Below are 23,949 nucleotides of genomic sequence, written 5' to 3'. Positions count from 1 at the left end.
CAGGAAAACTAAAAATAAATATAGTAATATTTACCTATTTTTGATACTATAAGTTTACATTTTAATTGGGTAATCCTACCTATTTTATTAGATTAAGGTCGATTAACCTTTAAACTGTCTATGTGTAAAAATTGAATCGTTCACGGAGGAACATTCAACATCCCTAATGACATGGAGGTTATTTATCAAAAATGGGACAAACTATCTCACAAAATCAGTATGATTATTTAAACAATCTTATCAAAGCTGGAGGAGGAAATGGAGAATGGGCAAAATCGCAACTTGCCGGAGCTACCGTCGAAAAACCGACACCTGCACCAGTAGTAGTACCAAAGCCTACTCCAACCCCTGTTGTATCTTTACCCGTTGTTCAACCCAAACCTAATCAAGTCACTTACAATCAGTCACAAAATGTCGTTTCATACAACAATCCATCAACAGTGAATGTTGTAACTACTCCGACCACAACATCAACGAAAACCACCTCCACTACTTCTATTTCACCAACCAGCATTAACAAAGGCACCTTGGTTAATCTTGCAGTAAGCGACACCAAAGTTACATCTTCCGTTTCAACATCTAAATCAGACTCCGATGCTAACCAACGTACTTATCTAACTAACTTAAGTAAAGGTAACGACGGTAACGCTGCTTGGGCAAAGCAAGAGCTCGCCAACATGGATAAAGCGGCTGCCGATGCTAACCAACGAACGTATTTAACTAACCTGAGCACAGGTAATGATGGCAATGCCGCTTGGGCGAAACAAGAATTGACCAAACTATCCCAACCTGCCTCCCCTCCTGTTCTCACTTCAGTAGTCAGCAAAAGCTCAGGTACAGTTATCAATATCTCGGTTAGTGATTCAAAGATTAGCTCTACTCCACAAATCAGTAAAGAATCTCAAGAAGCCAATCAGCGTGCTTATTTAACCAACCTAAGCAAAGGTAACGACGGCAATGCTACTTGGGCTAAGCAAGAACTTGCCAACATGGATAAAGCAGCTGCTGATGCCAACCAGCGCAATTATCTTACTAACCTTAGTAAGAGTAACGACGGTAATGCTACTTGGGCTAAGCAAGAGCTTGCTAAGCTAGATAAAGCGGCGGCAGATGCCAACCAGCGCGATTATCTCACCAACATAAGTAAAGGTAACGACGGTAATGCTACTTGGGCGAAACAAGAGCTTGCTAAGCTAGATAAAGCGGCGGCAGATGCCAACCAGCGCGATTATCTCACCAACATAAGTAAAGGTAACGACGGTAATGCTACTTGGGCCAAACAAGAACTTGCTAAGTTAGATAAAGCGGCTGCCGATGCCAACCAGCGCACTTATCTCACCAACATAAGTAAAGGTAACGACGGTAATGCTACTTGGGCTAAGCAAGAACTTGCTAAGTTGGATAAAGCGGCGGCGGATGCCAACCAACGAACGTATTTAACCAACATAAGTAAAGGTAACGACGGTAATGCTACTTGGGCGAAACAGGAGCTTGCTAAGATGGATAAAGCCGATGAACGCGCAAACCAACGTGTCTATCTTACTAATCTAGCTTCAAGTAAAGATGGCAACGCTAGTTGGGCAAAGGACGAATTAAAGGAATTGAATCGAGCAGAAATTAGGGACGACCTTTATGAAAAAAGCAGAAATGGCAGTTCTACAGCCAAGCAGCAATTAGCTCAAATGTTCCGCGAAGAAAGCGGAGCAAGTTTATCTAAATTAGCCAAGAGTAAAGATTATGACGGAGAAATGGCTCGAAACGAAATAAATCGACGTGCTGAAGTAGAGCGGCAAGCGGAAATGGCTAAACAGGCACAATTAGCCCAACAAGCCAAGGCAAATTCATCACCTCAATTACCAAACAATAGTTCAAGATTGTCCGACGAGCAATGGAGTAAGATTCCCGATCAGGCCAAACAATACATTCCTGAAGGTAATCGCCCTTTAAGCCAAGTAAGTTCTTATTCCAATGTTAAAGTCAATCCACAAACGAGTACTTATACACCCCAGATAACCTCTACTTCTTTCATCTCTAAAGTAAACTCTTTCATAACAGGAGCTGGTGATGCCGCACTAACTAATGTTTCGATGGGACTCGTGCAAACCGATGCAACTAACAAAAATCCTAAATCATACACCGCCGGCAAAATATTTGGAGATGTAGTCGCTACAGTGGGTGGCATTGGTGAGGCAATTGTGGGTACGGCAACTGAAGTTGGTGGACTTTTACTTGACGCAACCGGAGTAGGTGCAGTGCCTGGAGTACCTGTAAATGTAGCAGGAGCTGCCATGATTGCTCATGGTGGTACAACGGCATATAATGGAGTTAGTAATTTGGGTGAAGACGTTAGCAGTTTAGTCCAAAACTTTAAAAGTGGTTCTTCTGAGGGTGCGGAAAAAGTTGCGAATTCATCGACTGGTTATAAAGTGTATAGAAAAATGAGTGAAGAAGAGTACGCAAAAACAATTCAGTCTGGTGAACTTCAACCCGCTATAACAGGTACAAACAGTTCGAAATATCTAACTCAAAGCTTAGATAAAGCAAAAGAATTTGATAACAAAGCTGTTAAAGAAGGAACAAAAGAGGTTATTGTCGAATTTGAAGTAACACCAGAATATTATAATAAGTTAGTGAATGAGTCCATTAATCAAGCAGGTTCTAAAGGCATTGATGCTGTGAAATTTAATAAAGAAGGATTAGAAGGTACAGATTTAAAGAATTTAGGTATTCCAAAAACCCAATTAGATGAGTTTAACAAAAATGTTGTAAATGTGAGGAAGGCTCCATGAACATAAACGAAAATAGTATTGTAGAAAAAAGTGGGAATTATCAAGACATAACTACTCGTATATTGAATAAAGAAGAAGGTACTTTGAAATATATCGATGAAATATATGGACACTCTAACGATTCCCCCGAAAAACTTGAATGTATGGGCAATTATTATTTTTATAATAATGATAAAGCTAAAGCAGGAGTATATTACGAAGAGGCTACAAAGCTGGATACAAACTATTATTCAGCAAGGTATCATTATCTTATTGCGGGGATGGAAGAGACAAAAGGAAATTCTCAAAATGCCGTTAAATATTATTGTTCAGCGATAGAAATTGAACCAACATTCATTGATGCATATGTTGATTTTTCTGCATTACTTATAAAAATTCAAGATTATAACACGGCAGAAATGCTTTTAACCGATGCACTCGTTATTGATGTAAATGAAGAGTTCTTGCACTTAAATCTTATATCTTTATTTCAAATTCTTCTAGACAAGGGTAATACAGAATATGAAATAAAACTAAAACTTGCTAAGGAAAGGTATGAATCATTATTTGGGAAACGGTGAGAAATCAGAAGTGAGGATACTTCGAGCATCATATAACGATGATACAATCAGGGTATACCAAGCATATAATTCTAAGATTGCTGAGGAAGCATTGGAGTTAAACACTTTTGGTTCAAGTTTTAAGAAGGAAAGAATGACTTGGATTAAACCTTCCTTTTTATGGATGATGTACAGGTCGGGTTGGGGAATGAAACAGAATCAGGAACGCATATTAGCTATAGATATATCGAGAAAAGGGTTTGATGAAATCCTTGCTAAATCGATATCAACAACTTTTGATTGTAACTCATTTTCATCACTCGAAGATTGGAAAATGAAGTTAGATCATTCAGAGGTTCGATGTCAGTGGGATCCTGATAGAGATATATATGGACATCCAATAGAAAGAAGGGCTATACAGCTTGGATTAAAGGGAAGTTTGGTTGAGAATTATGTGAGTGATTGGATTTACCATATTACCGATATAACATCTCAGGTACACACTTGGCATCAAGAAATAAACTTAGGCGATTTTTGTATTGATAAATTACCGTTAGAAATTGAATACCCAATCGATCATAAACTAAAAGAAAAATTGGGGATGGAAATTTAAGTATTGTGCCACAGCGGGGTGATAACTGCCCCTCCTGTGGTTCTTTTTTTTCTATCGACAGATAAAGTTAACTTTACAACATAGGGGACTAGTAAAGCTGAACAATTGAAACAAAACAATGCTAATGGCAAGGCGTACGAAAAAGAAGTTGTTGAAGGAATGAAGGCGACTAACAATAATGTAGTTGAGCAAATAACAGTCACGACGAATAAGAGTGGTACCAAAACAATACTTGATGCAATCGGAATTGATAGTACAACTGGAAAATTAAATATTGTCGAAGCTAAAGGTTCTGCAACTGCTCCATTAACAAAAAATCAAAAAATTGCACATCCAGAAATTGCAGAATCAGGGGCAACAGTTGTAGGAAATGGAAAGCCACCTTTTACTGGTGGAACACAAATCCCCCCAACTGAAGTCACAGTAGTTAGAAAAAACAACTAAAGAAAGGTGGTACGATAGATGTCACTTGAACAACTTGAAATGATTGATGCTATTGGTGTTGATAATGAAACAGGTATAGCTAATTTAGCTATTATTGATGACCTTGGATGGGAAGACGAGGGTAAGCATTTAACTATGCTGCAAAACAAAATTAATATGTACCTAGGTTTTATAGAAAGCGGAGATATATTTGAAAGTTATCCAGATTCAAAAGGTCGGAATTTAGGAATAAAAATTTATTCTAAGCACGATATCCCGGAAATAGGTATAAAATTTTTAAATAAGGCTTATGAGGTAATTACAGATGCAGGATTTACATTAAGTTGTGAAATTACAGGATAATACTTTAATTTTATCCACCAGTGACTTTTAATGATTGGAACTGAAGACCTAGAGGAACTTAGTGAAAGTAAAGTTTCCTTTTAAGAAATTAAAATTGAGTGAAAAAGCGAACCACAGTCGAGCGATAATTTCTCCCTGTGGTTCTTTTTATCTAACTTGCCGCCCGTACATAGTAAAGAACAAAGCTATAGATTGCGCTTATTCACAGGAATGGATACGGCTTGTTGGTTCGCTTAGTATGTAGTTTCTTTTTCCAAAGCCCACCGTGCTACGCATTACAGTTTTCAAATTTAAAAGGGAGAAAGAGTGATAATTGCAAAGTTACAACAGATGGGGCTACTGTAACAAGTGACTGATACTGTGAGGTGAGATATTTGAATAAGTTTGAAGATATCTTAAAGGAGTCTGGGTGGACTGATTCCAGAACAATTGATATTTTAGAGTACGAGCAAGAATTACTTACTGAGAATTATCATTTATTCCCTTCAGCAATAAATTTTTTAAAAAAATTCGGTGGATTGGAACTACTGCATCCTGCCTATAAGGTTAGAACGGAATTGTCCAAGACACACTTTAATGCAAAACGGGCATCTAGCCACATATACAGGGAGAAAGTTGAAACATATGAAGAAAGAGTGAACGAATCCCTTGTAGTGGTTGGAGAGGCGTTTAACGAACACCTCATTCTTATGATTTCAAACTCAGGTAAAATGTATGGGGCATTTGATGATTACTTAGCACTGATAGGCGATGCTTTTTTAGATTCAGTAAAAGCAATTGTGGAAGGGGGAAAATTTAAAGAAATTACATAAGGCGATGTAGAATCCCTTCGATGTATGTATGAAGCAGCTTTTCATGATAAGCGCATTCTACGCCATTTCCATCACAGCATCCAACACGGATTGCACATGATTTTTAATCCTCACTTTGCTCCATTCCCTCACGATATAACCTTTTTCATTGATGAGAAAAGTAGAGCGGATAATGCCCATGTACTCACGTCCGTACAGTTTTTTCATCGCCCATACCCCATACTTCTCCGCTACCTTATGCTCAGTGTCCGAGAGCAGTAAGAACGGCAGCTCGTACTTGGCAATAAATTTATCATGCGACTTGAGCTCATCTGGGCTAATGCCAATGACTTCTACACCTAACTCCGCAAACTTCCCGTTATAGTCCCGAAAATCGCAGGATTGCTGCGTACAGGTCGGTGTATTGTCTTGCGGATAAAAGTAAATAACGACTTTACGCCCTTTGTAATCGGCTAAAGAAACTTTCTTCCCGTTAGAAGCAGGAAGCGAAAAGGATGGTGCCTTACGCTTGCTTACTGCTGTTTCATTCACTTTTTTCAATGATGCTCTCTCTCCTCTTGCTATCCAGCTTTTATCTTCATCCATTATGCGACATTCCCTAGATGACATCAAACAAAAAAAAGCTGCTGCGGATACTAACGACTCGTGAGCAGCCTTATATAAGTAGGATGAGACCTCATGCTTCTGTTCGACCCGCTTCGAGGTGTCTCAATTTATCAGGATTCACAACGAGATAAAAACCTTTAATCTGTCCATCCGCCACTTGAAAAGTCAACACATTATGGGGCTGATCGTTCACATAGGCTACAATGCCCATTTGTTCGTTGACGGTTGTTAGGACGTAACGATAGCCCTCAGGCACTTTGGCCAAAACACCAGACAAGAACAAGGCAATTCGCTCTGCTCCTATAATTGGGTTGATCGCTGCTTTCACTTTGCCGCCACCATCAGAGTATAAAATTGCATCGGACTTCACGATGGTTAATAGTTGAGCGAGATTCCCTGAAACTAAAGCGTGTACGAATTGTTCCACGACTGCGGCTGTTTGTTCCAATACAGGCTTGTTGAGTACTGTTCTCGGTTCGCCATCTCGCTCTGGCGGCAGGCTTATCGCATTCTTAGCCCGTCTGAAAATTTGGCGGCAATTTGTGCTGCTTTTGCCCACAATCTCCGCGATTTCATCGTATTCATACTGCAGAACCTCGCGAAGCAAGAAAACCGCCCGTTCCACCCAAGACAACTGTTGCAGAAGCAAAAGGTAGGCGGTGGACAGCGATTCTTTCTGTGTATACGCGAGATCTGGGGCGATCTGTTGGTCGTCATAGGTTGTTATCAATGGCTCAGGCAACCAAGGTCCAACGTAGACCTCGCGCTTTTTACTAGCAGAACGTAGGGTATCGATACAGCGGTTGGTCACGATTTTGCATAGGTAAGCCTTGGGATTGTGAACATGGTCCAGATTGGTTTCATTGACATACAGAAATGCTTCCTGCACGACATCTTCCGCATCCACCACACTTCCCAACATACGATACGCTAGAGAGAACATTAAGGGTCTATAGGACAGATAGATCTGTTCGGAAGCTCCTGCACCTGTGGTCTCCATCTGGCACACCTCCCGATTTTAATTCGATCTTAAGGTCATATGACAATTCTAAGCGAGCTAAGGCGTTTTTAAAATAGCTTGGGCCGCGCGTCTAGCGCTTGCCGCCGAGGCATCAGCCAGCATTTCGCCATGACTGACCCAGTCTCCTGCTACATACAGTCCACGAATGCCTTCAACGGCTGGACCCGTGAAAGAATTACTTTTACCCCTATGCAGGGTGTCGTGAGCCACGGTTATATTAGGCAAAAACTGCCTAGCCACCACTTCTTGTTCCCACCCGGGATGCAGGGTATTCATCGCCCCGTTCAGTAAGTCCTCGTCGGTCTTGGGATTGTTTTCACCAGGTCCATTATATTTAATTAAATGAACAACCAAAGTATCATCCTCGCTTAGCTTCGCATTCACGGTGTGATGGGAGAAGTAGATGGGCTGATCCAATGCGATTGCAAAATCCCGACCATGTACGGGAAGCTTCTTCAAGCCAAGGTCAAGACACGCTGCTTTCGAGGGGCGTGCCTCCTCCTTCCACTGCTTCAGGATGGTATGCTCCGCATTAGAAACAAGCTTATAGGTTTCCGAAGGAGATGCCGTGCTGATGACATGCGAGACATCGATCCGTTGATCATTAGATAGATGAAGTCCTTGAACCTGACCATTCGCATGAACGATTTCTTTCACGTCGGAACCACTAAGGATGTGGACTCCTGCTCCGACCGCTTTCTCCTGCAGCTGATCAATAATCGTTTGCCAGCCTCCGTGGAGGTAGAGCACACCCTTCAGCGCACGATGTACCTGTGCGAGCACAGGGCCTGCGAGCTGGTGATCTGTATCATGTGCATAAGTAGCTGTTCGGCACAAGGAATAAAAAATATGACGAACCATCGGATCGGCAATTTCTTGCTCCGCCCATTCTCTAAGCGTTGAGTTCCCTACCTTGCTCACATTCATTTTAGTTAATCGCATGACGAGTCGCAGAAGTCCCAGTTTCCCGGACCAGGAGAGCAGCTTCGATGTAAGCATGCTGACCGCAGTTGACGGCATAGGTACAAGATCATTATTCCACAGCGCGTTAACCTTTGAGGGCGGTGCGCCCCCTTCGATGCGAATGCCAAGCTCCTTTAAGATGCGATAGGCATCTCCTGCACGATATAACGCATGTCCGCCTAGATTGAAAAGCACACCGTTTTTCTTAATCGTCATCGCTCTGCCGCCCATTCGCCCTGATCGTTCCAGAAGTACAACGTTTCTGCCACTTTTCGCTATTTCAATCGCAGCAATGAATCCAGCTAAGCCTCCACCAATGACGGCTGTGTCGTATTTTGTCAAGTTCATCATCCTCCGTTTCGCTTTACTTCTATAAGGCGAAATAGGCGCGTGTTTTGTGACAAAAATATAATCCACAGGTGAATTTCTGTGGATAACTCAGAGTGTGGATATGTTGATACGCGTCGAATAAGTTATACACAACAGGGACTTTAGACCCTGTTGACTTGTGGGTAACTTTGTGGACAAATGTGTATAACACACAAAGGCCGCCTCTGGGGCAGAGACGACCTCTGTTTACTTTTGTAACTATTCCACTAAGCGCTACAGTTATGCCACCTCTTCCATTCGCAGAGTTCCGGCGAAATAGCGGAACGTCGTTCCACATCTCCCTAGGCATGATTAACTAGTGGTAGGTGGGGTCAATCGACTGCCCTCTAACGTAACGCCCTTGTTCAGCCGCACGGCTTCCTTCCAGTAGTATCCCGCAATGGCAATATCGAAGATACCTAAGCCCATCGGATTAAAATAAATGGGCTCCTCAGGCTCCACACTAGCTAGTTGGTTGCGAAGCACCACGTCCGCTAAGGTTCGTACCGCCGATTCATTTAAGTTATTCCTGAGGTGCAGTTGTTCGATGTCGGTATTTTCACGGCATACCTCGCGCCAATCATCCACAATGATCGCCTTCACGCCCGACACACTTTCCAGTTTATAATCTCTGAGCGATACATTCAGAAGGAGCGCACCTTGCGGTGGAGCCTCATCAATGTATCGCTCTGCAGACACCGTGCAGGTCATAATCACATTGGCCTCGCGGTAGCCAGATCGCCAATCGCTCACAATCTGTGTCTTCCCTTGAACAACTGCAGGAATCGTAGCGGGATCGACACCCTTTAGATCATAAATGCTGATATGTTCAATCCGTTCACCAAATAAAGCGACACACATTTCTAGATGCAGCCTGCCAATCGGCCCCCACCCAATTAAGAGGATGCGTAAATCAATTGGCTGCCTAGCTGCCACGTAATGACCCAGCATCACACCACTAACCGCTGCGGTTCGCATGCCATTCAACAAGCCGCTGTGGATAAATGCGGTAGGCTCACCCGTAGAGGGTTTATTCAAAATCAGCGTATTATGTGCTCGGGGTAGTCCCAAAAAGCTATTATTAGGAAAACTCGCAATCCATTTAATACCCGACATATCGATTTTACCGCCTACATAGGCAGGCATCGCAATAATCCGATTCAGAGGATTACGAAAGCGTAAGTATGGCTTCAAGGGGTGTGCACAGTCCCCGCTATCATCTATCGCAACGACTTCCTTAATGATGTCGGAGAGCTTCTTCCAATCGATTCCGATTTCTCGGATATGGTCATCCTGTAAATACAACATCCTGCTAGTCTCCCATGCTAGTTACTCGGCGTGTACCCAATTTCCTTCTGCACCCATTCGTCGTTGTACACGGTGTTCAAATATCGTTCGCCTCGATCTGGTAAAATAGCTGCACAAACCGCTCCCGGCGGAATCACACGGCTCATTCTGCGTATCGCCGAAATAACGCCGCCTGAAGAGGCGCCCGCCAGAACGGCTTCTTCAGCCACTAACGCGCGGCAGCCCTCTACACAATCCTTGTCGGATACGTACACGACTCTATCCGCAACATCATGCCGATGCAAGCCTGGCGTGATGCCAGCGCCTAGTCCAGGGAATTTACGCGAACCCTTTTCCCCGCCAAAAATAACACTGCCTTCGGCATCCACCGCCACAATCTGTGTGGACCAACCACGTCTGCGGATGTAATCCATACACCCTCTAATCGTTCCACACGAGGAGACGCCGCAAAATAAATAGTCGATCGCGCCTAGCTGCTCACCAATTTCACGCATTGTTGTCTCGCTATGGGCCAGCGCATTGTCCGGGCTGCCGTACTGATTGGTCCAATAGGCATTCGGAATTTGCCTCACAACCTCAGCTACTCGCCGAATCCGCGCTGGTAAAAACTCGCCCGTCGCTTCATCCGGCTCCGAAACCAGATCGATTTCCCCGTGAAAGCTGCGGATTATCTGCAAATGCTGCTGCGTCGTTCGGGGATCGACTACACAGATGAATCGCAATCCGAGATAACGGCAGAGCTGAGCGAGACTTATCGCCAAGTTGCCTGAGCTAGACTCAACAATTACGCTCTCACTCGTCACCTCGCCACGCCGTATCGCTTCGCGAAGCATAAACAAAGCTGGCCGATCCTTCGCGCTGCCGCCAGGGTTCATCCATTCCATTTTGCCATACACCTCAAAGGGCTGATCTTTGAATAAACGCGACAACTGAATAAGCGGCGTTCGTCCGATTGCGTGGACAATACCTCCTTCAAGCTCCATCTACTTCCCCTCCTTTACGTGTAAAAAATCTTTTTATTTTTCACGGAGGTGCGGTTCTGTGAATCCTCAAAGGTGCCCCCGATAACTTGAATGCCTTCTAAAAGCTGAGCCTTAATCATCATGCCGATGGCTGGAATGTGGCTCTCCACGTCAGCACGAATGCTTGCCAAAAGAGCAGGCGTAGCCTGCGAGCTGTAGACATACACCGTAAGTGCGTTTCCATTCACTTGTACACGAACACTCGCTTCGCTAACATGATGGTACACAACATCCTCAATGTCATAGATACTGATTTTCTCCCCATGCTTCAGATCAGACCCGATACGCTTCACAATGCTCTGAAAACTCTGCGTGGGGACGCCATTTATTGCGATGCTTCTCAAATCGCGCACCACATCGTAAGTGACATAACGCAGTGCCGGGAACGAATCCCTTACTGTCGAGGTGAGAACCAACACTTGCTCCATCTCATCCGGCAATGGCTCCATATCCGCATCCAGCAACTCGGCTTTGACTCCCTCCGCAACGATGCCCTCTGCAAATAAATACCTGCCATGCTCGTGGGAAAAGTACGCAATCGTCCCGATTTCGATGGAGCCATACGTATCCGTGACACATGACTCCGCAAGACCTAATCTTTCGGCAACTCGCTTCCTCCAGCCGGGCGAAGCAATTTCCCCAACCAGTATGACATGCCCGATGCCATAGCTCGAAGGATCCTCCGACGCTTGCAAAATGCGATCCAGAATAGACGGCATTGTATACAGCACCTCAGGTCTAAAGCTTTGAAGCCGTTCTATATGCCTCTCGATCGGAAGCCGAAAGGATACCGATTCTACCTCCATACCGAGATCGCGAAATACCTCGACTGCCGTTGCCTCCGCATGCCCTGTACCCATGTCTGCCATCGCTGTTCGGTAACTGGTGCCTTCCAGAATGTTGCGGAAAACGTCCAGTTTGATTCGCAGATAAGCTTCTTCATCCGATGGGGAATAAAAAATCGTCTTACGCCGCTTAGAGCTCGTGCCTGACGTTTGATAGCGATTCATATCATCGCGCTGCAGAAAAGGATTCGTATCTGTGTAGTAATACGATTCCAACATCCCTGCTGACACAAGTGATAAGGTAGCCAGCTCTCCAAATCCCTCTTGATCCGACGAAGCTACTTGCTCATGTCTGGGCAGAACCCAGGGAAATTGCCGCTTCATCACTTGTATTACCTCTTTCATGTGCATGGACGTGCGGTTCCTCCTCCCGTAGCACTCTTAACTAAACATGAACCCCAAATACACCTGACTACATATTCTATGCGCCCTTCCTGCCCATCGTTCTATATTCCTGATTTACAAACCCGATTCTCTGTTCACCTGCCTCCACAGTCGCTCATATCATAATGAATAATGAAACGCCATGTTCGCTAGAGAAAGGATCGTAGCCATGACAAGTTCACTGAAGGCCGTTTCAAGCAAATGGATTAAAACGCGCGTCACGCTTCGGAATGCGAAGCTGCGCCAGCATGTGCCAACTACGCATCCTTTTGATCGAAAAAGGCTATTTGCCATGCTCGCCAGGCACGGCATGCTCTATGTCAAACCCGATATAGGCTCGCTCGGTATTGGTGTCATGCGCGTTGAGAAACAAGGAGGAACCTACCGTTATCAAAGCGGCGTACACATTTTCCGCTTTCCAACTTTCGATAAGCTGTATCAATCCCTCCAACACCGCGTCGGCACCAAACGTTATCTCATTCAGAAGGGTATCCACGTGCTGACTCACGAGGGCAATCCCTACGACTTCCGGGTCATGGTTCAGCGCACCCCCTCTGGGAAATGGGTCTGTACAGGGACCGCAGCCAGAGTTGCTCATCCACAGAAAGCCGTTACTAATGGCAGTCAAGGCGGCACCATCTACAGCCCCTATGACCTCTTGGAACCCAAATTCGGTGTTGATGCAACGTCGGTTCTTATGCACAAAATGGAGAAAATCGCCTATTTGACCTCCGTTCAAATCAGCCGCGCCTATCCGGCCATGTATGAACTCGGCATCGATATCGCCGTCGACCATAGGCTGAAGCCATGGATCCTCGAGGTCAATACGCGGCCAGATCCCTGTCCCTTCACCAAGCTGGAGGATAAATCAATCATCCAGAAAATCGTCCGATACGGCAGGGCCAATGGCCGGAAGTATGATTTGACCTGTTCGAAGGCGAAGAAGGCGCCGAAACAGCTGTCGTCGACCGCTTCTATAGTAGAGCCTCTCCCAAACATAGAACCGAATATAGAACCGAACTTAGAACCGAACGTAGAACCGAACGTAGAACCGAATATTGGACCTCCACCTCCTTCAGATGGTTAGTAAACTAAAAAGAGGCTGTCCCACAAGGTAAATGAACTTGTAGGACAGCCTTTTTTATTTTTTATGAACCTGCGCCGCGATACCGCTTCACACCGATATTCCACACCGTAATGCCCAGCGCGCTAAACGCGACGCCAACCACTGGGGTTAACAGGGCGAACCACTTCCAGTTCTCCGGATCGATGAAATACGCGGCTGGATAGAAACCAACGAACGCAAACGGTAGAATCCACGTCAGAATACTCCGCAACAATTTATTATAAATCGTCGCTGGATAACGCCCGTAGTTCTGAATGTTCCAAATCAATGGCAGGATACCCGTCGGTGCATCAGAGAAGAAGGCTAACGCAGTCAATGAGATATATACGCCTGCATAGATGAGGATCGAGCCTACCACCATCACGATGAAGATGAGCGGATCATGCCAGCGAAATGGCAGGTCCAGCTGTACCCAGGAGTAGATCATTACGACCAAACCTGCTAATGCACTGAACATTGAGGCTGGATCGAGATTTTCGAGCATGAGCTGCCACAGATTGTAGGCCGGCCGCGTCAAGATGCGGTCCATTTCCCCTTTGACAATGTAGCGCTCACTAAAGCCCCACAAATTAAAAAAGGAAATAAATATGCCATAAGGGATCATAAAATAACCGTAGATGAACAAAATTTGTTCTTGATTCCAGCCGCCAAGCGATTGCGTTTGCAAAAAGACGACAAGAATGAAGAATAGATTTAATCCATTGAACAACAAGTCGGACAGCACTTCAATCCAAAAATCGGATCGGTAGGTGAGCCTTGTTTTCATGTAGTTTTTGAAATAATCGAAAACGAGGGTGATATAGAACATGCGTTACCCTCCCTGTACGAATAGACGTGTTTTGGATTTAACCCACAGCACATAGATCGGAATAATGAGGAGCAGGAACCAGAGTACTTGTACGCCAAAGTTTTGGAGTATGGCATTGCCCGTAATTTTTCCAGTAAACACTGCGCTGGGTAAGTAAGTGATCGCCTGAAAGGGCAGCCACTCGAGAATCGACTTGGACCATCCCGGGAAAAAGGAAATCGGAATAATGAGCCCTGAAAAAAGGTCAACCGCCACGCGCTTCATGCGCATGAGGCCTTCATTATTTTCGAGGAAAAAGGCAAATAGACCCGTGATGATATTCAACTGCGTATTAATAAGGAAACTGAAGAACAGCATCACTAAGTAGATGACCCACAAGCTCGGATCTGTTGGGAACTCAATCGGGAGCAGCAGCCAGATAAAGATCATCCCAGGTGTCGTGAAGAGCAGCAGTCGGAAAACGCCTTCGCCTAAGCCTTGCATCATTTTTACAAAAATATAATTGTAAGGCCGGATGAATTGAATCGCTACACTGCCATCCCGGATCTCATTCGCAATTTCACGATCTAAGTTATTGAAGTAAAAAGCGCGCCCCATCCAGGAAATCGCAACATACGTTGTCATTTGACCCAGAGTAAGGCCTCCGATGACGGCTTGGTCTCCATAAATCGCTTTATAGACGAAGTAGTAGGAGCCAATATTGAGCGCATAGATCAGGATCCCGCTGTAATAATTGACCCGATAAGCAAGCATCATGAGAAACCGCATGCGTATGACTTCTAAATAAGCTCTATGCATGGGTCGTGACTCCCTCTAGCTCCGGGATGTCCAAGCGTTTCACTTCGGCGGAGCCTGATTTATAAATTTCACGGACGATATCGTCGGTATTCGTTTCATTAATCTTGATATCTTGGATTTGCAGCACGCCCACGACGCGGCTTAAAACCTCTGAGATATTCGCTCTCTCGTAAGGAATGAACACTTTGGCAGAAAGCTCATTGTCCAGTTGCCAAGCTACATCCAAGCCAAGGGTCAGCTCTTGGAGACGAGCCAACGTTGTTGGTTGCTCAAACTGCAGCACAACTTCTTTTCCCTTGCCCCATCTGGCTTTCAACTCTTCCAGACCGCCATCATAAATAATTCGGCCGTCATCTAGCATAATAACACGGGAGCACAATGCCTCGATGTCCTGCAAATCATGCGTGGTCAGCAGAATCGTCGTTTCATAACGTTGATTGAGCGACTTCAGAAATTCGCGGATTTCGGTTTTAACGACAATGTCGAGGCCAATGGTCGGCTCATCCAGAAACAGGATCTCAGGATTATGCAGCAGCGAAGCCGCTAGCTCGCAGCGCATCCGCTGACCCAAGCTGAGCTTGCGGACAGGTCGTGATAAGAGATCCGACAGCTGTAGGCGGTCTACGAGCTCGTCGAGACGTTTTTTGTAATCGGCTTCGGAGACACGATACACCTTTTTCAACAGCTGGAACGACTCCACAACACCAATGTCCCACCAAAGCTGGCTGCGCTGACCGAAAACAACACCGATACCGGCGACGAATTTCTCGCGTTCTTTGAAGGGTATGAAGCCATTCACCTTGATGTGACCGGAAGTCGGTACCAGAATACCCGTCAGCATCTTGATCGTCGTTGACTTCCCAGCGCCATTTTCACCAATATATCCACAAATTTCGCCTTTCGGAATCTGAAAGCTAATGTCCTTCACAGCTGTGATTTGTTTGTACTCTCTTTTGAATAAATCTTGAACGGCACCCTTTAAGCCACCGCGGCTTTGCTGAACCTGGAATTCTTTGCGAAGCATCTGAACATCTATGGCTAACATGCGTCTTTCCCCCTGACTTTGTCGTCTCGGTTACAGATTACGGCAACATTCGTCATAACTTGCTATCGAAGTTTCGTAGCATCTATAATATGGATCATAATGCCGTTTCCTACCACCATACACCATGCTCATGATACCCCAATTCTGTAAGAAAAAAAAGTACAGATTAAACATGTATCATATTTCCCCTTAAGTTACGCTGAATTTTACCTTTGAGAGGAGCTTACCTAGTATGAAAATTTTCAAACGGACCATGCTCCTGATCGTTCTACTCCTTTTGGTGGTCGCTGGCTATTATTCTTACGCCTTCTATAGCTTTGCTAATAATATCTCGCATAAATCAGACACTACAGAAGGAAACGGAAGTGGAAGTGCAGGTTTGATCCCCAACACCTTAAAGGAAAAGGGAGATAAGTACACGCCACCCAAATGGGAAGGTAAGCAGCGCGTGAACATTTTGCTGTTAGGCGGCGATTCTCGTGGCATGGTGAAGAATGAGATGCCAAGGTCGGACAGTATTATGCTAGCCTCTATTGATCCCGTCACGAAGAAGGCTTATCTGTTCTCCATTTTGCGTGACACGTACGTGAAAATCCCTGGCGAAGGCGAAGACCGTATTAACACAGCTATTACGTCGGGCGGTCCTAATTTGGCCATGAAAACCGTCAGCGATCTCCTTGGCATTCCGGTTCAATATTATGTATATACAGATTTCAAAGGCTTCATTGCGTTGATTGATGCTGTTGGCGGTATTGATATTGATGTTGAGAAGGATATGAAATATTCCGACTCCGAAGACGATCATGTGTATGATATTAATTTGAAAAAAGGACAACAGCATCTTGACGGCAAAACCGCCCTGCAATACGTTCGTTTCCGACACGATGCGTTATCCGATTTCTCTCGGACAGAGAGACAACGTAAGTTCCTGACGGCTGTTGCGAGTAAAATGCAATCAACGTCATCGCTCATCAAGCTGCCGCGTATTCTAAATGCCATCGATCCGTATATTGATACGAATCTTAGCGTAACGGATATGCTCAAGCTCGGTAGTCTTGGCTATGAAGCCAAAGCGGACGGGATCGTCTCTTCGCAGCTTCCGCCTTCAGACCTGCTCGTCGAGAAAACGATCCGCGGCGCTTCCGTGATTACTGCGGATAAAGTGAAGATTCAGCAGTATATCAAGGACCTTTTTGCTGGTAAAGCGGACGCTGATACAGGGCCAACCAAGCCTTCACCTTCGCCAACACCGAAGGTGACAGGGAAAACAGTGAAGTAAGGTGTGGCACTCATAAGGGATATTATAAGAGTGGGGAACCACTCTTATTTTTGTGTGAGGGGCTTGTACAGTGAAGCCAAGTTGTACGTAGTACAACATTTTAGCCTGTTTTCATGCATTTTGAATGCATTTGTTGCAAAAATTACAACATTGAGGTCCACAAGTACCCCAAATTGGTACAAATCGACTTTTATTGTTGTACAACGTACAACATAAACTCCACAATCTTAGTTAGAGAGCTCATAATGTTGCACAATATACAACTTAGCTCCCATCTACTCTGCTATTACATCTAACTACTCATTATAAAGGAATGATTAATCCAATGGAACGCAAGCAATCCGAGCTCCTGTACCAAGAAGCACTGAAACACATCGTCGGCGGGGTCAACTCGCCTTCCCGCTCATTCAAAGCCGTCGGCGGCGGCGCCCCCGTCTTCATGAAGCGTGCGCAAGGCGCACACTTCTGGGACGCAGACGGGAATCGCTTCATTGACTACCTCGCCGCCTACGGCCCGATCATTACCGGTCACGCGCATCCACACGTGACCGAAGCGATTTGCCGCGCCGCACAGAACGGCACGCTGTACGGCACCCCGACCGAACTCGAGATCGAGTTCGCCAAGATGCTCAAGTCGGCGATTCCGTCGCTCGACAAAGTGCGCTTCGTCAACTCCGGCACCGAGGCCGTGATGACGACGATTCGCGTGGCGCGCGCGTTCACGAAGCGCACCAAGATCATTAAGTTCGCCGGGTGCTATCACGGCCACTCGGATCTCGTGCTGGTGGCGGCCGGCTCCGGGCCGTCCACACTAGGCACGCCGGACAGCGCTGGCGTGCCGGCGAGCATCGCGCAAGAGGTCATCACCGTGCCGTTCAACGACATTCCGGCACTCGAAGCCGCGCTTGCGCATTGGGGTGAAGAGATCGCCGCGGTGATGGTCGAGCCCATCGTCGGCAACTTCGGCATGGTCATGCCCCATGCCGGCTACCTCGAGCAGCTCTGCGCAGCTGCTCGCAAACACGGTGCCCTCGTCATCTACGACGAGGTGATTACGGCGTTCCGCTTCCATTACGGAGCGGCACAGACCTATCCCGGCCTCCCTCTCGTGGAGGGCGGCACTGCGGAAGCGGCGGCCCGCTTCGCCGCCGTGGAACCGGACCTGACGGCCCTAGGCAAAGTGATCGGCGGCGGGCTGCCGATCGGGGCCTATGGGGGCCGCAAGGCCGTGATGGAGCAGGTCGCGCCGCTCGGACCTGCGTATCAAGCCGGCACGATGGCGGGGAACCCCGCCTCCATCTCGGCCGGCATCGCCTGCTTGGAGGTGCTCCAGCAGGCAGGGGTTTACGCCAAGCTCAAGCAGCTTGGCACCACACTTGCGGACGGCATCACAGAAGCAGCCGCCCGCCACGGCATCGCCTTGACGCTAAACCGCATCGGCGGCGCCTTCTCTACCCATTTTTGTGATCATCCGATCACCAACTATGAAGAAGCGCAAGATACCGATGGCGAACGCTTCGCCGATTTCTTCCGGCTTATGCTGGAGCAAGGCATCAATCTTGCTCCTTCCAAATATGAAGCTTGGTTCATGACGATCGCCCATACGGAAGACGACATTGCCCAAACACTCGAAGCCGTAGATCGCGCTTTCAAAGTCATGAAAACGCGCTGATTGACCCAAAAACGAACTATGATCCTATCAGGATTATAGTTCGTTCGTCTTTCTAGATGTACTAGAGTTGTATGAATTATGGTTTTATTCACCAATATACAAAAAAGGTAACGCTTACATTCGTGATTTCGTTCTGCAAGTATTGTCGGATGAAGTTTTTCATGCTATTCTAAGATTACTTTTACCCTTTTAGCGAAACGGCTTGAATACACAGTATTTTCCTAGAAAGTTAGGGCATGATTTACAAATACTACACGGATTTTTGTGTGCGATGCCTTACTTTCCCACGAGTCGATTTATGCCGTATTTCAAGAGAAATATCTCCTGCAAATTGGCATGATATTCAGTTATATTGCATTTTTATACACAATCATGCATATTTCGGATTTAGGCATATTGTGGCTTTTCTCCCTAAAATGTGAGAGCTGGCAGGCTCATCCGCGCCAGAATGCAAGAAGCGTAAGCAAGAGGAGTTTAATTATGTATGGGAGGTGACGGTCAGGCGACTGACCAGAGCAATGAATGAAATTATGCGTAATGAAGGCCGTTTTCAAGATCTACTAGGAACCGAACACGACAGCTGCGGTATTATTTGTATTATTGAAAAAAATGGTCACCCTTCCCGTGATAACATCCAAAAAACGATTGATGCTCTTGTGAAAATGGAACATCGTTCAGGATTTATCAATGGTGAAGGCGATGGTTGCGGTATTTTGACAGACATTCCACGTGCTCTCTGGGAAAAGAAATTAACAGCCGCGGGTCTGGACGGCAAGCTTGCCTATGACAACCGTTTTTCTGTTGGACATATCTTTGTTCCTCGTAAACTGGACTTGACTGTTACTGAGATTCAAAACGGCATTCGTGAGCTTTTTGCCTCCCATGATGTATCCATTATTCTTGAGCAAGAAAATCTCGTTGACAGCGGTTCGCTTGGCGCCAACGGTTTGCTCGATGAGCCTACGTTTTGGCAAATTGCAGCTATTAGCAACAAGACTGAAGGTCAAGTTGCCGATCACCTTTATGAGCTGCATATTGCGATTGAAGATCGTTACAACGTTCATGTTGCGACACTTAGCAATGTGACATCTGCCTACAAAGTACTAGGTGCAGCAAGCATCCTTCCTAAATATTTTAACGACTTGCGTGATCCTTTGTTTGCGTCCCAAGTAACCATCGGTCATAACCGTTATTCAACAAACACACTATCCAGCTTCTTCCGTGTTCAACCGTTCTCCCTTCTTGGGCACAACGGTGAAATTAACACGGTTAAGAAACTTCGTCTTGAAGCTGACATGGTTGGCGTTCCGCTTGTTAGCGGCGGGTCTGACTCCCAAGACATGAACAGAACGATTGAAACGTTCATTCACCGTTTTGGATTGTCCCTTTTCGAAGCGATGGAAATGGTTTTCCCTCCTATTATTAATGAAATGAAACAGTTCCGTCCGGAACTTCAAGATCTGTATGTATACTACCGTCAAGTATGGGGCCACTTTGCACAAGGTCCAGCGGGTATCGTTTCTCGTTACGGTAACGAGTGTATTTTCAGCGTAGACGCACTAGGTCTTCGTCCAGTATGGATGGTTGAAAGTGACACGTCGCTGTACTTCTCATCTGAGCAAGGTGTTATTACAGTTGGCGAAATGGTTGCTGATCCTAAGCCAATCGCACCAGGTGAAAAAGTCGGTGTTGTTCTGACACCAGGCGAACACATTCAAGTCATTCCATATCATGAAGTTCAAACCTTGGTGTATGAGCGCGTAAGCAAGCGTGTGAATATTGGCGGTCTCCGCTCTTATTTGAACCCTGCCCAAACGGATACGCAAGCTGAGCTTAATGAGAATATTGTCGCAACAGATCAAGTGTATAGTGCATTTGGCTGGGATCGTGACGGCATTTCACACATTGAAACGATGTCCGAAACGGGCGCTGAGCCGATTCGTTCACTGGGTCATGATTCACCTCATGCTGCTCTTGCATGGGAACGTCAGAACGTGCCTGACTTCATTAAAGAAAGTGTTGCCGTTGTAACAAACCCTGCCATTGACCGTGACCGTGAAATGGAGCATTTCTCCACGCGTGTTATCGCTGGAGCTCGTCTTCCGGTATTTGCACAAGTGGATAGCAACCTTCGTCTTGAGCTTCTAGCTCCGCTTGTTCTTGAAGGAACGAACGGTGTGGGCAGCGAAGAGCACTTGTCACAACCATCATTCGAACAATTATTGGCACAATTCCGTGCACAAGGTGATAACAAAGTAGCTGTTCTATCCACGACATTCGGAAGAGGAACTTCTCTACAGGATGGATTGACAAAGCTTGCAGCAGATGCGATCTCCGCAGCACGCGATGGCGCTGTACTTCTCGTCTTGGACGATGCAGAAGCTCACCAAAACGACCGTTTGTGGCTTGATCCGCACCTTGTCGTTTCCAAAGTCGATATCGCACTTCGTGCGGAGAAACTTGGATTCGGCGACAACCTGCGCCGCCACGTTACGCTGATCCTTCGTTCAGCTGCCATTCGCAGTCTGCATGATATCGCGGTAGCTTGTGGTCTAGGTGCAGATGTGATTTCACCTTATTTGCTCTTCTCCACAGCTTCTGACAAAGAAGGCAATGCTGCAGCAGCACGTAAAGTGTACGCGGCTCTAACAAAAGGACTTGAAAAAGTCATTTCAACAATCGGAACACACGAACTTCGTGGGTATACACGTTTCTTCTCCTCCATCGGCTTCCATCCGGAAGTATCCGAGGTACTGGATATCGTGAACTACCTCGGTAGTGAAAAAGCAGGAACTGGCTTTGCTCAGCTTGAAGCTGAAGCAGAGGCTCGTTATGCGGATTTCACGAATCCGAAAGCGAAAGCAGCGAAAAACTTCCGTTTCTTCCAACGTATGTGGAAAGCCTTAGGCGATGCTGCATCAGGAGCTGCTCCTTACAGCGACTACCGCGACAAACTGCGTGAAGAAGAGAAGAAGAACCCGATTTCCATTCGTCATATTGCGGGCTTCAAAGCAATCAGCGATGGCCGTCAACCACTCGATCCGTCGCAAGTTGATATCTCCATTGGCGGTCATTCCTTGCCGATGTTGATTTCTTCCATGTCCTTCGGTTCACAAAATGAAACAGCTTTCCGTGCCTACGCTGAAGCCGGCGAACGTCTGAACATGGTAACCATGAACGGCGAGGGCGGAGAGATTAAAGATATGCTTGGCCGTTACAAAAAAACGCGCGGAGCGCAAGTTGCTTCCGGACGTTTCGGTGTTAACATTGAGCTCGCTAACGCAGTAGCTTTCCTTGAGATCAAAATCGGTCAAGGGGCAAAGCCAGGTGAAGGCGGTCACTTGCCAGGATCCAAAGTAACAGCGAAAATTGCTGAAGCACGTAACGCTACAATTGGTTCAGATCTAATCTCACCTTCCAATAACCACGATATTTACTCGATCGAGGATTTGGCGCAAATCATTTCCGAGCTTAAAGAAGGTAGCGGACGTAAAGCCAAAATCATCGTAAAAATCCCAGTTGTCCCTGGTATCGGTACGATTGCGGTTGGTGTTGCCAAAGCTGGCGCTGACGTTATTACCCTTTCCGGTTTCGACGGTGGTACAGGTGCGGCTCGTATTCACTCCTTGACGCACGTTGGTCTTCCTACGGAGATTGGTACGAAGCTTGCTCACGTTGCTTTGATTGAAGCTGGTCTTCGTCACCGCGTTGAGCTGTGGTCTGATGGCGGTCTGAAATCAGGCGCTGACGTTGTTAAAATGGTAATGCTCGGTGCGAACCGTGCAGGTTTCGGTAGTATTGCGATGCAATCCATTGGTTGTACAACATGCCGTGGTTGTCATTTGGACACTTGTCACGTTGGTATCGCAACACAAATCGATTCCATGGAAGAAGCCGAAGAAAAAGGTCTTCGCCGTTTCGTACCTCGTCAATTCGATCTAGCTGTAGACAGCTTGGTTCGTTTGTTCGGTTCGATGGGTGAAGAAGTACGTGAAGTCGTTGCTTCCCTTGGTTTCAAAAGCTTACAAGAGCTCGTTGGCCGTTCCGATCTTTTGGAGCAAATCAGCCACATTGAACGTATTGATCTTTCCGATATTCTTCGTCCAGCTCCATTGCAGTTCATCTCCGCTGCTGACAGAGCGGCTGAAGAAGCGGCTGTATCGTCCGATATCCGTATCGCGGCTGGTGCAGAAGGTCAAGAATTCTTCCCAGATTCCTTGGCATTTGACGCTCCAATCGTTCGTAACTGGTCCAAAGTCGATGCTGAGTCCCGTATTCTAGGAGCTCGTTATGCCAGCCATCGTGTAAGAGATCGTTTCGATGGAAGCTATGATGCTTTGCCGCAAGTATCGCTTAACTTGATTGATGGTTCCGTTCCTGGTAACGGTCTTGCTGCATTCAACGCGCGTGGCGTTAACATTACTGTACACGGCGGTGCTGAAGATGGTCTTGGTAAAATGGCTTTCGGTGGTAAAGTTGCCATCGTGAAATCACTTGGCCAAAACAACACCTTCATCAACGGTAGTGTTGGTAAATCGTTCGGTTACGGCGCTCAAAAAGGTTTGTTCTTGATTCAAGGCAGCGCAGATACTCGTGCATGTATCCGTTTCTCCGGTGCAGACGTTGTATTCGGCGGCGAAATCACGACACCTTTGCAAGATGAGCTTGGCGGTCTAGCTGCTCGTGCGAACCTCAAAGGCTTCGCATTCGAGTACATGACAAACGGCCGTGCCGTTGTTATGGGCGATCCTGGTCCATGGATCTGTGCAGGTATGACAGGTGGGGTTATCTACCAACGTCTAGTGCCAGAAATGGGTCTTGATCAAGCGGCAATTGAACGTCGTATCGCTAAAGGCGCTAAAGTTAAACTTGAGCCTATCGGCCTTCAAAGTAAAAAAGATCTTACCGAATTGCTAACAGCTTATCACGCTGAGCTTGCGAACTCCGGTCAATCCGAAGCCGCAGCGAAAATCGAAGGTTTGCTGAGCAACCTTGAAGCTAACTTCATCCGTATCTCCCCGGTTAACATGCAAGCTGACCAATCCGTTGCTACGGAATAATATATTGTTTAAAGCTCCACCCGACCTTCATTGGTCTGGTGGAGCTTTTTTCGTAAGAGATGGACTATTTGTTGCATAAAATACGCTCATGTATCGCATTTTAT

19 protein-coding genes are annotated in these 23,949 nt (G+C 46.2%); 10 read left to right on the top strand and 9 right to left on the bottom strand.

What is annotated here, in order from left to right:
• Positions 1 to 191 precede the first annotated feature (191 nt).
• The 6 genes from AC58P7_RS26030 to AC58P7_RS26005 all read left to right on the top strand — a co-directional run bounded on the left by AC58P7_RS26030 (position 192) and on the right by AC58P7_RS26005 (position 5,539).
• Positions 192 to 2,789: a hypothetical protein gene (locus tag AC58P7_RS26030; RefSeq protein WP_497348163.1), complete on the top strand. Its 2,598-nt coding sequence runs from the start codon at positions 192 to 194 to the stop codon at positions 2,787 to 2,789.
• A complete protein-coding gene (locus tag AC58P7_RS26025) occupies positions 2,786 to 3,349 on the top strand; it encodes a hypothetical protein (protein ID WP_497348161.1) in 564 nt (187 codons plus the stop codon). The genes AC58P7_RS26030 and AC58P7_RS26025 overlap by 4 nt, the downstream gene beginning before the upstream one ends.
• The gene (locus tag AC58P7_RS26020) at positions 3,324 to 3,941 is read left to right on the top strand and encodes a DUF4291 domain-containing protein (protein WP_497348159.1); all 618 of its coding nucleotides are present in this window, start codon (positions 3,324 to 3,326) and stop codon (positions 3,939 to 3,941) included. Before AC58P7_RS26025 ends, AC58P7_RS26020 begins: the two co-directional genes overlap by 26 nt.
• A gap of 105 nt (positions 3,942 to 4,046) precedes the next feature.
• Complete coding sequence (locus AC58P7_RS26015) at positions 4,047 to 4,385, top strand: hypothetical protein (protein ID WP_497348157.1); 339 nt, start codon at positions 4,047 to 4,049, stop codon at positions 4,383 to 4,385.
• A gap of 18 nt (positions 4,386 to 4,403) precedes the next feature.
• Complete coding sequence (locus AC58P7_RS26010; RefSeq protein WP_497348156.1) at positions 4,404 to 4,727, top strand: DUF6572 domain-containing protein; 324 nt, start codon at positions 4,404 to 4,406, stop codon at positions 4,725 to 4,727.
• Between the two features lie 374 nt (positions 4,728 to 5,101).
• A complete protein-coding gene (locus AC58P7_RS26005) occupies positions 5,102 to 5,539 on the top strand; it encodes an SUKH-3 domain-containing protein (RefSeq protein ID WP_497348154.1) in 438 nt (145 codons plus the stop codon).
• Between the two features lie 57 nt (positions 5,540 to 5,596).
• Here the strand turns inward: AC58P7_RS26005 and bcp are convergent, their stop codons facing one another.
• The 6 genes from bcp to AC58P7_RS25975 form a co-directional block, all read right to left on the bottom strand.
• Complete coding sequence (bcp, locus tag AC58P7_RS26000) at positions 5,597 to 6,079, bottom strand: thioredoxin-dependent thiol peroxidase (protein WP_497348152.1); 483 nt, start codon at positions 6,077 to 6,079, stop codon at positions 5,597 to 5,599.
• 136 nt (positions 6,080 to 6,215) lie between these two features.
• Positions 6,216 to 7,145 (bottom strand): RNA polymerase sigma-70 factor, encoded by a 930-nt coding sequence (locus AC58P7_RS25995; protein ID WP_497348150.1) that lies wholly within the window; start codon positions 7,143 to 7,145, stop codon positions 6,216 to 6,218.
• Positions 7,146 to 7,202: 57 nt separating this feature from the next.
• Positions 7,203 to 8,477, bottom strand: a complete 1,275-nt coding sequence (locus AC58P7_RS25990) for a phytoene desaturase family protein (RefSeq protein WP_497348179.1) — start codon at positions 8,475 to 8,477, stop codon at positions 7,203 to 7,205.
• Positions 8,478 to 8,810: 333 nt separating this feature from the next.
• On the bottom strand, positions 8,811 to 9,806 hold the full coding sequence (locus AC58P7_RS25985) for a 2,3-diaminopropionate biosynthesis protein SbnB (RefSeq protein ID WP_497348148.1): 996 nt from the start codon (positions 9,804 to 9,806) through the stop codon (positions 8,811 to 8,813).
• Positions 9,807 to 9,823: 17 nt separating this feature from the next.
• Positions 9,824 to 10,789 (bottom strand): 2,3-diaminopropionate biosynthesis protein SbnA, encoded by a 966-nt coding sequence (gene sbnA, locus AC58P7_RS25980; RefSeq protein ID WP_497348146.1) that lies wholly within the window; start codon positions 10,787 to 10,789, stop codon positions 9,824 to 9,826.
• A gap of 14 nt (positions 10,790 to 10,803) precedes the next feature.
• Entirely contained in the window at positions 10,804 to 12,024 is a 1,221-nt protein-coding gene (locus AC58P7_RS25975) for a phenylacetate--CoA ligase family protein (RefSeq protein ID WP_497348144.1), read from the bottom strand.
• Positions 12,025 to 12,226: 202 nt separating this feature from the next.
• Between AC58P7_RS25975 and AC58P7_RS25970 the strand changes: the two genes are divergently transcribed.
• Positions 12,227 to 13,144 (top strand): YheC/YheD family protein, encoded by a 918-nt coding sequence (locus AC58P7_RS25970; protein WP_497348142.1) that lies wholly within the window; start codon positions 12,227 to 12,229, stop codon positions 13,142 to 13,144.
• Between the two features lie 61 nt (positions 13,145 to 13,205).
• Here AC58P7_RS25970 and AC58P7_RS25965 read toward each other — a convergent pair whose 3' ends face one another.
• From AC58P7_RS25965 to AC58P7_RS25955, 3 genes are read right to left on the bottom strand one after another with little or no spacing between them, the layout of a single operon-like run.
• The gene (locus tag AC58P7_RS25965; RefSeq protein WP_497348140.1) at positions 13,206 to 13,991 is read right to left on the bottom strand and encodes an ABC transporter permease; all 786 of its coding nucleotides are present in this window, start codon (positions 13,989 to 13,991) and stop codon (positions 13,206 to 13,208) included.
• Positions 13,992 to 13,994: 3 nt separating this feature from the next.
• Positions 13,995 to 14,789 carry an ABC transporter permease gene (locus AC58P7_RS25960; RefSeq protein WP_497348138.1) on the bottom strand — a complete coding sequence of 265 codons (795 nt, stop codon included), beginning with the start codon at positions 14,787 to 14,789 and terminating at the stop codon, positions 13,995 to 13,997.
• A complete protein-coding gene (locus AC58P7_RS25955; protein WP_497348136.1) occupies positions 14,782 to 15,834 on the bottom strand; it encodes an ABC transporter ATP-binding protein in 1,053 nt (350 codons plus the stop codon). The genes AC58P7_RS25960 and AC58P7_RS25955 overlap by 8 nt, the downstream gene beginning before the upstream one ends.
• A gap of 232 nt (positions 15,835 to 16,066) precedes the next feature.
• On the opposite strand from AC58P7_RS25955, the gene AC58P7_RS25950 reads away from it, so the two are divergent.
• The 3 genes from AC58P7_RS25950 (at position 16,067) to AC58P7_RS25940 (ending at position 23,845) form a co-directional block, all read left to right on the top strand.
• Positions 16,067 to 17,113, top strand: coding sequence for an LCP family protein (locus AC58P7_RS25950; protein WP_497348134.1), 1,047 nt, complete (start codon positions 16,067 to 16,069; stop codon positions 17,111 to 17,113).
• A 325-nt stretch (positions 17,114 to 17,438) separates the two neighbouring features.
• A complete protein-coding gene (locus tag AC58P7_RS25945; RefSeq protein WP_497348132.1) occupies positions 17,439 to 18,785 on the top strand; it encodes a glutamate-1-semialdehyde 2,1-aminomutase in 1,347 nt (448 codons plus the stop codon).
• Between the two features lie 518 nt (positions 18,786 to 19,303).
• Complete coding sequence (locus AC58P7_RS25940) at positions 19,304 to 23,845, top strand: glutamate synthase-related protein (protein WP_497348130.1); 4,542 nt, start codon at positions 19,304 to 19,306, stop codon at positions 23,843 to 23,845.
• Positions 23,846 to 23,949: the final 104 nt, after the last annotated feature.

It is taken from the genome of Paenibacillus sp. J22FR5 (genome assembly GCF_059691975.1).
Note: the sequence above shows the minus strand (reverse complement) of the source record. Positions and strands in the feature narration are given on the sequence as shown.

Bases quoted from the DNA above. Each gene is read 5' to 3' on its own strand.
- AC58P7_RS26030 (WP_497348163.1), top strand. From the start codon at position 192: ATGGGACAAACTATCTCACAAAATCAGTATGATTATTTAAACAATCTT.
- AC58P7_RS26025 (WP_497348161.1), top strand. From the start codon at position 2,786: ATGAACATAAACGAAAATAGTATTGTAGAAAAAAGTGGGAATTATCAA.
- AC58P7_RS26020 (WP_497348159.1), top strand. From the start codon at position 3,324: ATGAATCATTATTTGGGAAACGGTGAGAAATCAGAAGTGAGGATACTT.
- AC58P7_RS26010 (WP_497348156.1), top strand. From the start codon at position 4,404: ATGTCACTTGAACAACTTGAAATGATTGATGCTATTGGTGTTGATAAT.
- AC58P7_RS25995 (WP_497348150.1), bottom strand. From the start codon at position 7,145: ATGGAGACCACAGGTGCAGGAGCTTCCGAACAGATCTATCTGTCCTAT.
- AC58P7_RS25990 (WP_497348179.1), bottom strand. From the start codon at position 8,477: ATGAACTTGACAAAATACGACACAGCCGTCATTGGTGGAGGCTTAGCT.
- AC58P7_RS25985 (WP_497348148.1), bottom strand. From the start codon at position 9,806: ATGTTGTATTTACAGGATGACCATATCCGAGAAATCGGAATCGATTGG.
- sbnA (WP_497348146.1), bottom strand. From the start codon at position 10,789: ATGGAGCTTGAAGGAGGTATTGTCCACGCAATCGGACGAACGCCGCTT.
- AC58P7_RS25975 (WP_497348144.1), bottom strand. From the start codon at position 12,024: ATGCACATGAAAGAGGTAATACAAGTGATGAAGCGGCAATTTCCCTGG.
- AC58P7_RS25970 (WP_497348142.1), top strand. From the start codon at position 12,227: ATGACAAGTTCACTGAAGGCCGTTTCAAGCAAATGGATTAAAACGCGC.
- AC58P7_RS25965 (WP_497348140.1), bottom strand. From the start codon at position 13,991: ATGTTCTATATCACCCTCGTTTTCGATTATTTCAAAAACTACATGAAA.
- AC58P7_RS25960 (WP_497348138.1), bottom strand. From the start codon at position 14,789: ATGCATAGAGCTTATTTAGAAGTCATACGCATGCGGTTTCTCATGATG.
- AC58P7_RS25955 (WP_497348136.1), bottom strand. From the start codon at position 15,834: ATGTTAGCCATAGATGTTCAGATGCTTCGCAAAGAATTCCAGGTTCAG.
- AC58P7_RS25950 (WP_497348134.1), top strand. From the start codon at position 16,067: ATGAAAATTTTCAAACGGACCATGCTCCTGATCGTTCTACTCCTTTTG.
- AC58P7_RS25945 (WP_497348132.1), top strand. From the start codon at position 17,439: ATGGAACGCAAGCAATCCGAGCTCCTGTACCAAGAAGCACTGAAACAC.
- AC58P7_RS25940 (WP_497348130.1), top strand. From the start codon at position 19,304: ATGAATGAAATTATGCGTAATGAAGGCCGTTTTCAAGATCTACTAGGA.